Below are 13,254 nucleotides of genomic sequence, written 5' to 3' on the forward strand. Positions count from 1 at the left end.
TTTTCGTTCTATCAAACTCGTTATATTTCTGTGATTTTAAGGTTAGGATGAATGTTAAAAGAACACGCCGTACGACATTTAATTTCTTCAAGGGATGTTGTTGGAAAATATTCGAGTAATGTAAGACCACCTGGATTTACTTGAAAAACGCCTAAATCTGTAATGATAAGATCCACACATTTTGCGGAGGTTAAAGGCAATGTACAATATTTTACAATTTTAGATTGGTGATTTTTATCAAGGTGGCTCATCACGACTACAACCTTTTTTGCTTTTTGAGCTAACTCCATCGCACCACCCATCCCTGGAATTTTCTTTCCTGGAACAATCCAATTAGCCAAATCTCCTTTTTCGCTCACCTGCAATGCTCCAAGAATGGTAATATCGATGATGCCGCGGCGAATCATGCCAAAAGCCGTCGTGCTATCACAAAATGAAGCTCCTGGGAGCACAGTTACGGGAAGACCTCCAGCATTACAAATATTTTCGTTCTCTTCTCCTTTTTGGGGACTAGGTCCCATCCCAACTATTCCATTCTCAGTATGGAACATAACCATATGCTCGTTTTTTAAAAAATTTGGCACCAGTGAAGGGATCCCAATTCCTAAATTAACGACCATTCCATCTTTGATTTCTTCTGCTGCCCTTTTTGCGATTAACTTTCTTATCTCTACTCCCATACCCATTTCCAGTTCACTCCTTGAGATGGAATAACATAATCAACAAATACGCCTGGGGTGATAATTTCATCCGGATCTAAACTTCCTAAGGGGACTATTTCTTCCACTTCTGCTATCGTAATTTCACCAGCCATGGCAACAAGCGGATTTGTGTTACGAGCGCTTTTGTCATAAACTAAATTCCCAAAGGGATCTGACTTTTTTGCATAGACAATGGAGATATCTGCAGTTAAAGCGCTTTCAACCAAAAAGACTTTTCCATCTAATACATAGATTGGTTTACTTCCAGTCACCATTTCATTGTCAATGCCTATATCAGTTAAAATAGCAGGAATGCCTACTCCTCCTGCACGAATCCTTTCAACTAATGTACCTTGTGGACAAAACTCAACTTCTAACTTTCCTGTTGTCAATAGTTGCCCTGCAATGGGATTTGAACCAATATGGGAGACGATTACTTTATCGACCTGACCACTGCTGACAACCTTACCAATTCCAATCATAGGAAAACCAGTATCATTTCCAATTAAAGTTAAATGCCGAATATGTTTATGGATGATGCCATCGATGATCGTCGGTGGCGAACCTACACCTCCAAATCCACCGAACATAATCGACATTCCGTCATGAAATAAATTCATCCCTTTTTCGATCGTTGTTATTTTCCCAAAAGGGTTATCCAAATGTTTCTCCTCCCTCTTTAAGACTCGCCTTTATGTTTTCAAAAGTAATGGATAATCTTTTAATCAAATCATCCATTTCTTTTTCTGTAATCGTTAAAGGTGGAGATACAATGACGGCGTCACCGTGGACCCCATCTAATCCAGCACCAGCAGGATACAATAATAAACCATTTTCTACTGCATGTTTAATGACTTTTTGGGTTAAAAAAAGTTTCTGTGTAAAAGGTTCCTTCGTTCGTCGATTCTGCACAAATTCAATTCCAATTAAAAGCCCCTTTCCTCGAATATTACCGATAAACGAAAATTGTTTTTGTAACTTTTTTAGTTCTGTAAACAAATATTGACTTTTTTGAAAAACTAAAGGGATAATTTGGTTCTTTTCAAGAAATTCTAATACCGCTAATGAGGTAGCACAGCTTTGGGGATTTGCACTAAGAGTGTGTCCGCTCATGATCAAATTTGAACCATTCAATATTGGCTCCATCACACGTTCACTTACTAACGTCGCGGCAATGGCAGTATATCCTGCTCCCATTCCTTTTCCAAGTGCGACGATATCTGGGACAATATCCCATTGTTCATAGGCAAACCAAGTTCCCGTTCTTCCAAAACCTGTCATTACCTCATCTGCAATCAATAAGATGTCATATTTCTCGCAAATTTCTTTAATGATTTTAAAGTAGTTTGTTGGTGGAGTGATGGCGGCGCCTGCTGCTCCTATAACGGGTTCAGCAATAAAGGCTGCGATATGATCGGCTCCTATTCTTTGAATGGTTGTTTCTAACTCGTGGGCGCATGGAAAACCACAATTTTCGTTTGTTTTGTTAAAGGGACAACGATAACAATAAGGGGGATGAATGGTAGGGAAGTCTTCTAATAGCGGGACAAAACGCGCTCTTCTGCTCGAGTGCCCTGACATTGATAAGGCTCCAAGTGTAATTCCATGATAGCTTAACCATCTGGATAAAATTTTATTTTTTGTTTTGATGCCTTTTTCCTGCCAATGTTGGATCGCGACTTTCATTGCTGTTTCAGTTGCTTCGGAACCACTATTGACAAAAAAACTCCATTTTAATTGATCTTGGGTAAGTCCGGCAATTTTTGCAGCAAGCTTTTCTGCTGGTTCACTTGTAAATTGTGAGCGATAGACAAAGGAAACTTTTTCTGCTTGTTCTTTCATTGCTACAAGTACCTCTTCTACACCATGACCAATATTAGCCGTAACGGCACCAGAACTGGCATCTAAATATTGTTTGCCTTCTATATCATATAGATAGACTCCTTTTCCATAATCAATAACCGGATATGAGGCATTTAACAATGGTTTAATTAAATATGATTTATTCATCTTCTCACTCCGTCAAGTTCTAATTAATTTGAGCTTAAAACCATTATATGAGAAAAAATCATAATTCTTTCATAGAAATACTCTTGACATTATGCCTAACTAAACATGACAACACTTCCTGAGTATATATAAAAATATGTAACTGTCGTGTAGTAAAACACTAACAAAAGCCCCCGTTAAAGAGGGCCCCTGATTATAATATCCTATGAATGTAACTTTGTGTGATTGGTTGAAAATTGTTCTGGATAACCATAGCTGCCATGCTCACTTAAATCCAAGCCCATCAATTCCTCTTCTTCGGTTACACGGATTCCGACGATCTTTTTCATGATATATAATATAACATATGATACAACGAAGGCGTACAAACCGGAAGTGACAACCCCTAATAATTGAACCCATAATTGATGAAAGCCACCGCCATAGAGTAACCCTGCTTGCCCAACAGTCGCTAACTCTGGTGTTGCAAAAAAACCTGTTGATAAGGTTCCCCATACCCCTGCTGTTCCATGGACAGAAAGCGCAAAGATTGGATCATCAATTTTTTTACTTTCGAAAAATCTAGCACTATAGAATACGATGATTCCTGCGGTCAATCCAATGAGAACCGCTCCCCAAGTATCGACAAATGCACAAGAGGCTGTAATGGCAACAAGTCCTGCTAATGCCCCGTTTAATAATGTAGGTACATCCGGTTTGCCAAGAACTACCCATGAAATAAAGGTAGCAGCTATCGCTCCTGAACCAGCAGCTAATGCTGTGTTTAAAGCAACAAAACCGAAAAATCCATCATCCACCGCAACGGTACTCCCAGCATTAAATCCAAACCAACCTACCCAAAGAAAGAATACTGCCAATGACGTATACACTTGGTTGTGTCCCGCCAAATTGTTTGCTGCACCATCCGCGTTATATTTTCCAATACGCGGTTTTAATAGCATAGTAGCAGCCATGGCGGCCATTGCACCGGTTAAGTGAACAACGGTTGAACCTGCAAAATCTTGTTTACCATGATCCGCTAACCAGCCTCCACCCCAAATCCAATGAGCAATCACTGGATAAATTAGAACTCCAAATAAAATGGTAAAGATAACGTATACTGAGAATTTTGCCCTCTCCGCAAACCCTCCTAACGCAATAGTGATTGAAATACCGGCAAAAGCCATTTGGAACACGAAAAATACTGAAGTAGAAAGAGTCGCCTCTTCAATTTGTTCTCCTGAAAAAAAGAAATCACTCATACCAACAAAAAAGTTTGCATGATCTCCAAATGTAAAACCATAACCCACTGCCCAATAAACCAGGATCGCTAAGCTAAATGTGAAGACCGTCTTACCAGCAATATGCCCAGCATTTTTAGCCCTAGTAGAACCAGCTTCCAATAAAATAAAACCAGCAATCATAAAAATCACCAAAATAGCCCCTAACATGACCCATACACTGTTCATTAAAAAAGCCGGATCATTCATCTTGTATCTCCCCTTTTATCTGACTTTTTATTACACATTTATGTTATATTTTATAACACCTTTGTGTATTTCTTATTTTATGTAATAGATTTTAAACTGTCAATGTTTTCTAATAATTTAATGTAATAAAATATTACATAATTAAAAAAGGGTAAGAGGTCACCACCTTTCGGAAGGCCCTCTCACCCTTTTATTTTTAATTGTTAGTTGCAGTAACATGTTGCGCCAATAATGATTAATAGGATGAACAATACGACGATTAACGCGAAGCCGCCGCCGTAACAGCGTTGTCCTCCTACTACCGGGTATACTGGGTAGCTATAACCTTGAAAACATGGTTCTGGTTCGTAACCATACGGACTTGTCATCGTCATTTGAGGCATATTTGGCATATTTGCCATATTTGCCATATTTGCCATATTCACATTAGCCATATTCGGCATATTTTCAAACATGTGCATACACTCCTTCTTATTAGGTAATTCCCTATCAACATATGTCATGATACTTGTCTATGTATGTGCATTTGCCTATTGCGTAAAATAAATCCTTATAATCTCGTCGAAGTTACGGTATCCTAACAATAAATAATAAATAAAGAAATTTTGAGGAGATGCGAAGGTTGAATAAGAAGAAAAGGAACATTTCCTTATTACTTTTATCAATTTCCCTGTTGTTTACCACCTTTTATTTTATAAACGATGAAAAAGAAGTAAAAAGCGAGAACTTAACGTTATACGAAAAAATAAATACAGGTAAAGATATTCATTACTTAATCATAGGCGATAGCATCGGACGGGGAGCAGGAGTTAAAGTTCGTTCTTTTACATGGTTTAATCAATGGGAAAAGTTAATGAAGCATCATTATAACTTAAATTTAACTCGCCATTCTATTGTACAGAGTGGCGCAACGACATTTGAAGGCTTATATTTATTCAATCGCGAAAATAATCAACGTCCGGCAGATTTAATTTTTCTTATTTTTGGTGAAAATGATCGAAAATACATGAATGTTCATCAATTTTCCTTATTTTACGAATCTCTTTTAAGCAAAGCGAAACAAGTCTATCCCAATGCCGAGATCATCACAATCACAGAAAGCTGTTTAACCAACGAATCCTTCGCTGATGTAATTAAACAACTTTCCGCTCAATACCAAACCAAACATGTTGATATGCGAATTCCCTTTCAACAATCGAACTATTCAGCAGAGCAATTAACCATTGATCTCGTTCATCCTAATCAAAAAGGATATCAATTATATGCCGAAGAACTCGTTAAAGTTATAAAACCTGAAACATATAAAGGACAGAAACCATCTATCGACCAATCTATTCAACCTTTAACGTTTAAGGAATTGTCCTCATACAAAAGGAAGGATCATTCTTTTATACAAAGAAATAACGATTTTGTTTCAAACGAACCAGGCTCATCCATTACCTATTCCTTTTCCGGCAAACATCTAGGTGTTAAAGTTTGGGTTGGTAAAAATCAAGGGGATATTGATGTATTCATTGATCAGCAATATATTCGAACGATCTCAACTAATTGGCCCATTGAAAAATACAGAGGTTTATATATTGAAAGCAATTTGTCCGAGGGAGACCACGAAGTAAAGTTTGTTTATTCAAAAAAGAATTCTACAAAATATAAAAAGAAAACAAACATCCAAATATCTTCAATCATCATTGCAAATTAAAAGCATACTAATCGGGAGAATCCCATTAGTATGCTTCTAACTACTTCATAGGAAGCTGTAAAGAAAAACGTATGTCATCTTCCTTTAAATTAAACTCCTCTACTTTAATCTTGAAATCACTTTTTAGTTTTAAATCCTGTAAAGCGACAAATACTTTTTCTTCATTTGGATGGACCGTAATCCATCCAGGAAGTGAATCACTACTTTGAATAAACCCAAGGACAAGCGGGGCTGGTAAACTAAATTTTCCAATTGTCATATTTTTTTGGTGTAATTCTACATCACCATTATCCAAAACAAAAGGTTCGAACGTTAATTTTACATCAATTGTTTCTTGAAGAATAGGAATGTTCCCTACAAACTCTACTTCATCCGTTAAAGTTACGTGATAATCAAAATTCCCAGTTTGTTGTTCTTCTATATAATGGTGAATCAATTGATTCAGATCCTGCTTGTTAGTATGAATGGTAAACAACATCCCTTCCTCTTTTGGAATCGAACGAGGCGACCTAGTTTCGTTTTCACCACTTGTGATTAGTTGAAAAAACAAAAATAAAAGTATGAGGATCACAACATTCAATCCTAATAGCAAATAAAACAATCGCTTATAATGATATACTTTCAATGACTTATCCCCCTATATAAACAGGAAAAGGTCTTTTTTCAAAGACCTACTGCAGAATCTTAATATCATTAATGATATCATCCATCGGAATATCTCCCAAACCTGAATAATCCTTCATTACATTTCCATCTTGATCAATTAAATAAAAAGCGGTTCCATGAATAACTTGATCACCAGATTGTGGTTTTTTAACAATCGCTTTAAAAGAATTTAAGGCAAATTGTTCAATGGATTCTTGTGAATAACCCGTTAGAAAATTCCAGTTCGTATCATCAACTTGAAATTGTTTTCCAAACTCAGTTAATATTTCTGGAGTATCTATGGTCGGATCGACACTAAAAGAAACAAATTCGATATTTTCGATCCCTTCCTCTTTTACTCTATCTTGCAAAATTTTCATGTTTGCGGTCATGGGTAGACATACATCATCACAATTAGTAAAAATAAAGTTTGCCACCCAAACATTTCCTTCTAAATCTTTTAGTCCAAAAGATTCGCCTTTTTGGTTGGTATGAGTGAAATCCTCTACAGTATAATTCAAAGGATTATCAATTTCAGATTTACCACATGCAGATAAAATAAGTATAAGTATAATAAAATGAAACGAAACAATTCGAAGTTTCACAACATTCACCCCTTAGCATTATTCTACTGAACTATCATTTTTCTTTCAATTATTCTCACTTATAATGCTAGAATATTATTTTCCACGGAATGATGTAGGTTCTTTTGAAACGGGAACAAAAATTTTAAACGTCGTCCCCACTCCTTTTTCACTCATCACTTCAATCTTCCCACGCATTCTTTCAATTATTTGATAGCAGACCGTTAACCCCATCCCTGTTCCTTTTTCTTTTAAACTATAAAAAGCGGTTCCAAGCCTATTAACTTCTTCCTGTGTCATCCCAATACCAGTATCAGTAATTTCAAATACACCATACGAGCCTTCTTGATAAAGTTTAAAAGATAATTCCCCACCATCTTTTAATGCTTCAATTCCATTTTTTAAAATATTAATTAACACTTGTTGTAATTCATTCTTATTTCCTTTTATCGTTACGTTTTCTAAAATAGGTGTAATCAAAATAATATTCTTCGTCATTTTTGCATAGGAATTCATCAAATCCAACGCTTTTTCAGCCAATTCCTTTGCATCGAGCCGTTCCGTTTTTTCCATATCCGGTTTGGCCAATGACAGATAATCATTAATAATCGTTTCAGCTCGTTCCATTTCCTCAATCATCAAACGAATATACATTCGTTCTTCTTCAGTCATATGTTCTTTCGCTAAAAAGATTTGTAAAAATCCTTTTACAACAGTCATCGGATTTCTAATCTCATGGGCAACCGAGGCTGCTAATTGTCCGATTGCATTCATTTTTTCCGCTCGTTGCAATTCTCGAAATACCATTGATTTTTCCAACAAGATATCCAGTTGTTTAAAAACATCCTGCAAATTTTGAAATTCTACACGTTCACCATATGCATCCATTTTTTCGTTCGTAATGATAATCTTATCAACAAGAGTTGTCAGATGTTCTGTAACATCATTAAACCGAAGACATAGTTCTCCTAATTCTGGATGGTTACCTACTTCAAGTTTTACATTAAAATTCCCTCGAGCAATCTCATTAAATCCATATGTTAAATGGTGTATAGGTTCATGAATGGAGATACATAGTCTTCTTAAAAAGAGAAAAAGTATCGTGCTGATACATAGAAATAATAAAGAGGAAAACAGTAGATACTCTTTCTTCATTGTTACAAGTAATTCTATTCTTATTTGATCGTTCAAAAATATTGTGATAAATAGATAGCTAGCTATTACAGTTATAACAACAGTTAAAATGGATATGAACAATGTTACGGAAAGTACTTTTTTCGTTAATGAGGGGTTTAATCGAAATCCTTTCATTTTTATATCTCCAATTCATTATGCATTTTCCATATTACAATTAAATAGTAATTAAAATAGCCTTTATTGATATCATTGTTTTCGACAATCTTTGATAGAATTCCTTCTTTTTTAAAATAATCTTAAAACATTTACAAAAAGTAAAAAAAGCTTCTAAAAAAAAGTGTCAGGCATCTGAACGATTTAGTTATAGTTATAATCTATCACTAAATCGTTCAGATGCCTGACACTTTTTATAAATCTCTTTTATTCTACAAAATACATAAACCCAATTGCGCCGGGACCAGTATGAGTACTAATCACCGGTGTTGTTTCTTCAAGTTTCATTTGATCATATCCCGTTTTCTCTTTAATCGCTTCTTTAATTTTCATCGCTAATTCATGACCATCCGCATGAACAAGTGCAACTTCTTTAATAACTTTTTCCTTTACATCCTCTGCAAAATGCTTGGCAATATATTTGGCAGCTTGAGCATGACTTCTTACCTTAGCCACTGGAGTGTATTCGCCATTTTCTAAAGAGGCAATTGGCTTAATATTCAATAAAGAACCAACCATAGCAGCCCCTTTACCAATCCTCCCCCCTTTTGACAAATTCTCTAATGTATCAACAACGATATATAATCGTGATTGCTTACGAATTTCCTCGAGTCTTGACATGATCGATTCGACTGTCTTCCCTGCAATTGCCATTTTAGCTGCCTCTAATACTTGAAATGACAGCGCTTTAGAAATAAACTCTGAATCAACCACTTTCACATTGGTATTTGTCATACTCGCAGCACCTTCTGCTGAATTTACAGTTCCACTCATTTTACCTGTTAAGTGAATGGAAATGACATCATACCCTTCTGTCCCTAAACGATCATATACCTCAAGAAATAGACCTGAAGAAGGCTGAGATGTTTTCGGTAACTCTATCGATTTTTTCATTTTCATCATAAATTCTGATGGGGTGATATCAATGCGATCTCTATAGGTTTCACCGTCAATGTTAATGGTTAAAGGCACAATCTCTATATTAAATCTTTCAATTTCTTCGTTAGATAGATCACATGTCGAATCTGTAACAATTTTAATTTTGGTCAAATACCACACATCCTTAAAGTTAATAAGCTGTAACTACTTTGACAATAATATGTTTTTTAACAATAATCAATGGAAACTTTTTTTACGCATATCTTTTTTATTTTTAAAAATGAAAATGGGAATAGGTTGAAACAACCTATTCCCACTATTACATTACTCCTCTACCGTATCAGCTTCTACTCCGTACTGTTCTTCCCATTCTTTTTGCTTTTTCATTTTACGTTTATACACAATTTTAGATAGACTCACACTTATTTCATATAAAAAGATGAGTGGTACTGCTACTAAAAAGTCTGACATAAAATCAGGTGGTGAGATAAAAATTGCAATAATAATCAAAACAAAGTAAGCATATTTTCGAATTTTAGTTAATACATATGGATTAATAATTCCTAATGATGTTAAGAACATCATGACAACAGGTAATTCAAATAAAACACCAAATGGAATCGTTGTATTAAAAATAAAACGGAAATATTTTTCAGCTGTAAAGTTGGTAACCATCATTTCTCCACCGAGTTCTATTAAAAAACCCATAACCGTCGGAAAAATAACGAAATAACCAAAACATAAACCTACAATAAATAGAATAAATAATGCTGGTACATAGGATAATGAAATTTTTCTTTCAATTGGTTTGAGAGCTGGTTTTATAAAAAGCCAAACTTGAGTAGCTAGTACAGGAATAGTGCCAGCAACACCGATGACAGCTGCAAGCATAAAATAAACCCACAATATATCGCTCGGTCCGAGCACGATGAGCTTTACATCTAAATCTCGAACAAACCAATTATAAATGTCTTCCACAAACATAAAGCCAACAATAAAAAAGATGATAAATGCTGCCAGCGTTATAATAAGTCTCGTTCTTAGTTCGTCTAAATGATCAATGATATTTAACTCTTTATCTTCCATTCATTTCCCCTGCCGTATTTAAAATCGATATTGGAACTTCATGACAGTAAAATGTAGTTCAACGTTTCACTAATCAAGAAATAAGGTGTAAGACGAATCCTTACACCTTATTTAGTCACTTCTTTGACTTCTTTCTTTACATCCTCTACTTCGTCCATAACATCACTTGTAAGTTCACGTGTTGATTTTTTAAATTCCTTTAATGTTTGACCGAATGCACGTCCTATTTCAGGTAATTTTTTTGGACCAAAAATAATAAGAGCTAATACAAGGATTAAAATTAATCCTGGGATACCAATATTGGATAGCATATTGTAACTTCCCCCTTTGAAGTTAATAGTCTTTATTTCTAATTTAATTATATTATAAAAGAATAATTATGGGGAGATAGACAATGATTCTTCATATAAACTTCATAATTAAAACATTTCTTTACAAACTGTGATATTTATCATTTAAATAAGACAGTTTGTACTCATTAAATAAGTAAATTAAATAATTGACTATCGTTATTTACTTCGGTAAATTTAAAACCATTTTCACTCATTCTTGCAGTTAAATCGCTATAATCTTCTTTATGTTTTAATTCAATTCCAATTAATACTGGTCCATTTTCTTTATTATTTTTCTTCGTATACTCAAATCGAGTAATATCATCGTTCGGTCCAAGTACATCCAAAAATTGTCGTAAGGCACCAGCACGTTGAGGAAAATCAACAATAAAATAATGAAGTAGTCCTTCATATAATAAGGAACGATCTTTCATATCCTGCATACGACCAATATCATTATTTCCACCACTTATGACAAGCACAACGGTTTTCCCTTTTATTTTCTCTTTATAAAAATCAAGGGCGCCCACCGTAAGTGCTCCAGCAGGTTCCGCGACAATTGCATGTTCATTATATAATTCTAAGATAGATGAACATACCTTGCCCTCTGGAACAACAATAATATCTTCTAATAATTCATGTAAAACTGAAAATGTTTTTTCTCCAACACAAGCAACTGCAGCTCCATCTACAAATCCGTCAATGGATTCCAGAGCAGTAACTTGATGGTTTTCGATAGAAGTTTTCATAGAAGGAGCTCCGGCTGGTTCAACACCGATCATTTTTGTATGTGGCGAAACACTATTCATATAAGTGCTCATCCCAGACATAAGTCCCCCGCCACCAATACTTCCAAATACATAGTCAATGCTATCTTCACAGTCTTGAAGAATTTCAACTGCAATGGTTCCTTGACCGGCCATTACATTCTCATCATTAAATGGATGAATAAATGTTCTACCCTCTTCTTCTGCACAGATTACGGCTTGATTATAGGATTCATCAAAGGTATCACCACTTAATACAATCTCTACATATTCACGGCCATGCATTTCAACCGATTGAATTTTTTGTTTTGGTGTTGTCGTAGGCATAAAGATTTTACCATTAATTTTTAATTTACGACATGCATACGCAACTCCTTGCGCATGGTTACCAGCACTTGCACAAATTACTCCGTTTTTCAACTTATCTTCTGATAACATTTTCATTGCATAAAAGGCTCCACGTAATTTAAAAGAGCGAACAACTTGTAAGTCCTCTCTTTTCAAATAAACGTTACATTCATATTTTTCCGAGAGTCGTTCATTTTTTTGCAATGGCGTGTGGGTAACGATATCTTTCAGATGTTGGTATGCAATTAATATATCCTCCACTTGCAACCATTTCTTTTTTGTTACTTCTTGTTCCATATCCTCACCCTCAATTCATTTCAATTCATTTCAATTATTAATCACTAAATTATATCACGAATTAATAGAATTTCAATGAACCCTCTAATAAAGATAAAAAATTTTAATAGGGCCTAATAAATAGAATGAAAAATTGCCATTTTCCGATGATTTTGTGGTAAGATAATAATTATAATAGACTAAATTTTTATCAAATCACTAGTTTATAAATCCTGTAGAATGAGGGTTCTACAGGAGTAATACTTACGGGGGAGGACATCAATATGAGTAGTAAAGTAGAAGAATTAACATTAGTAGCAGAAATGGTGGATTTGGAACCAGAATATGTGATCCGTTCAGCTGATTACTTTAATTCCATCGAGGAGGCATTCAATTGGCTCTACGTATCCGAGGAAAATCCACTTCGACCATACAGCAAGGAAAAATTAATTGAGGTTATGGCATCGATTACAATCGAGCAAATGGAAGAATTAAATGCTAAATCAGTTGTCGAATACATGGTGCTAGATGATCTCCATACCTACATCACAAAAAATGGTGTGGCTTACTTACGTATCCAAAGATAAAAAAACAGCCAGAAATAATCTGGCTGTTTTTCTTACTTGCGCTCATAAATTGTATAGAAATAATCATAAGGATTCTTCTCGTCTTTAACCCCTTGTTCTTTTGAAACAAGAGTCCAATTTGATTCATTAAATTCCGGAAAAAACGTATCCCCGTCAAATTCATGATGAATTTCTGTAATATACAGGCGGTCAGCAATCGGGAAGGTTTCGATAAAGAGCTGCGCACCACCAATTACAAACACTTCCTCATTCTTCTGATTCGCAAATTGACGCAAATCCTCAAGAGAGTGAATCACAGTACAACCTTCTGATTTATAATCTTTATTCCTTGTCACAATGATATTTTCTCTTCCTGGCAAGGGTTTTCCAATCGATTCGTGCGTTTTTCTCCCCATTATGATGGGGTGTCCCATCGTTACTCTTTTAAAAAACTTCAGGTCTTCTGGTAAATGCCATGGTAATTGATTTTCTTTTCCAATGACTCTGTTTTTATCCATGGCCACAATAAATGATATCATTAT

15 protein-coding genes are annotated in these 13,254 nt (G+C 35.1%); 2 read left to right on the forward strand and 13 right to left on the reverse strand.

The window, feature by feature from the left end:
* Nucleotides 1-20: 20 nt before the first annotated feature.
* The 5 genes from Q5760_RS14880 to Q5760_RS14900 form a co-directional block, all read right to left on the reverse strand.
* Nucleotides 21-686 carry a 3-oxoacid CoA-transferase subunit B gene (locus Q5760_RS14880; RefSeq protein WP_428908420.1) on the reverse strand — a complete coding sequence of 222 codons (666 nt, stop codon included), beginning with the start codon at nt 684-686 and terminating at the stop codon, nt 21-23.
* Complete coding sequence (locus tag Q5760_RS14885; protein ID WP_428908421.1) at nt 671-1,363, reverse strand: CoA transferase subunit A; 693 nt, start codon at nt 1,361-1,363, stop codon at nt 671-673. The genes Q5760_RS14880 and Q5760_RS14885 overlap by 16 nt, the downstream gene beginning before the upstream one ends.
* Nucleotides 1,356-2,711 carry an aspartate aminotransferase family protein gene (locus tag Q5760_RS14890; protein WP_428908422.1) on the reverse strand — a complete coding sequence of 452 codons (1,356 nt, stop codon included), beginning with the start codon at nt 2,709-2,711 and terminating at the stop codon, nt 1,356-1,358. Before Q5760_RS14890 ends, Q5760_RS14885 begins: the two co-directional genes overlap by 8 nt.
* A gap of 203 nt (nt 2,712-2,914) precedes the next feature.
* Entirely contained in the window at nt 2,915-4,180 is a 1,266-nt protein-coding gene (locus Q5760_RS14895; protein WP_428908423.1) for an ammonium transporter, read from the reverse strand.
* 203 nt (nt 4,181-4,383) lie between these two features.
* On the reverse strand, nt 4,384-4,548 hold the full coding sequence (locus tag Q5760_RS14900; RefSeq protein WP_428912594.1) for a YjcZ family sporulation protein: 165 nt from the start codon (nt 4,546-4,548) through the stop codon (nt 4,384-4,386).
* 254 nt (nt 4,549-4,802) lie between these two features.
* Here Q5760_RS14900 and Q5760_RS14905 point away from each other — a divergent pair, with 254 nt between their 5' ends.
* Nucleotides 4,803-5,879 (forward strand): GDSL-type esterase/lipase family protein, encoded by a 1,077-nt coding sequence (locus tag Q5760_RS14905; RefSeq protein ID WP_428908424.1) that lies wholly within the window; start codon nt 4,803-4,805, stop codon nt 5,877-5,879.
* A gap of 40 nt (nt 5,880-5,919) precedes the next feature.
* Here the strand turns inward: Q5760_RS14905 and Q5760_RS14910 are convergent, their stop codons facing one another.
* From Q5760_RS14910 to ilvA, 7 genes are all read right to left on the reverse strand, one after another.
* Nucleotides 5,920-6,504 carry a YpmS family protein gene (locus tag Q5760_RS14910; protein WP_428908425.1) on the reverse strand — a complete coding sequence of 195 codons (585 nt, stop codon included), beginning with the start codon at nt 6,502-6,504 and terminating at the stop codon, nt 5,920-5,922.
* A gap of 46 nt (nt 6,505-6,550) precedes the next feature.
* Nucleotides 6,551-7,129, reverse strand: a complete 579-nt coding sequence (locus Q5760_RS14915; protein WP_428908426.1) for an SCO family protein — start codon at nt 7,127-7,129, stop codon at nt 6,551-6,553.
* 75 nt (nt 7,130-7,204) lie between these two features.
* Entirely contained in the window at nt 7,205-8,419 is a 1,215-nt protein-coding gene (locus tag Q5760_RS14920; protein WP_428908427.1) for an ATP-binding protein, read from the reverse strand.
* A gap of 246 nt (nt 8,420-8,665) precedes the next feature.
* Nucleotides 8,666-9,508, reverse strand: a complete 843-nt coding sequence (locus Q5760_RS14925) for a DegV family protein (RefSeq protein WP_428908428.1) — start codon at nt 9,506-9,508, stop codon at nt 8,666-8,668.
* 153 nt (nt 9,509-9,661) lie between these two features.
* The gene (tatC, locus tag Q5760_RS14930; protein WP_428908429.1) at nt 9,662-10,423 is read right to left on the reverse strand and encodes a twin-arginine translocase subunit TatC; all 762 of its coding nucleotides are present in this window, start codon (nt 10,421-10,423) and stop codon (nt 9,662-9,664) included.
* 107 nt (nt 10,424-10,530) lie between these two features.
* On the reverse strand, nt 10,531-10,734 hold the full coding sequence (tatA, locus tag Q5760_RS14935; RefSeq protein ID WP_428908430.1) for a twin-arginine translocase TatA/TatE family subunit: 204 nt from the start codon (nt 10,732-10,734) through the stop codon (nt 10,531-10,533).
* A 167-nt stretch (nt 10,735-10,901) separates the two neighbouring features.
* On the reverse strand, nt 10,902-12,167 hold the full coding sequence (gene ilvA / locus Q5760_RS14940; protein ID WP_428908431.1) for a threonine ammonia-lyase IlvA: 1,266 nt from the start codon (nt 12,165-12,167) through the stop codon (nt 10,902-10,904).
* 263 nt (nt 12,168-12,430) lie between these two features.
* On the opposite strand from ilvA, the gene Q5760_RS14945 reads away from it, so the two are divergent.
* On the forward strand, nt 12,431-12,733 hold the full coding sequence (locus Q5760_RS14945) for a hypothetical protein (RefSeq protein ID WP_428908432.1): 303 nt from the start codon (nt 12,431-12,433) through the stop codon (nt 12,731-12,733).
* 32 nt (nt 12,734-12,765) lie between these two features.
* On the opposite strand, the gene Q5760_RS14950 is transcribed toward Q5760_RS14945, so the two are convergent.
* On the reverse strand, nt 12,766-13,254 hold the full coding sequence (locus tag Q5760_RS14950) for a dihydrofolate reductase (RefSeq protein WP_428912595.1): 489 nt from the start codon (nt 13,252-13,254) through the stop codon (nt 12,766-12,768).

Source organism: Niallia sp. Kr1 (assembly GCF_050389805.1).
GTDB lineage: Bacteria > Bacillota > Bacilli > Bacillales > Cytobacillaceae > Bacillus_BD.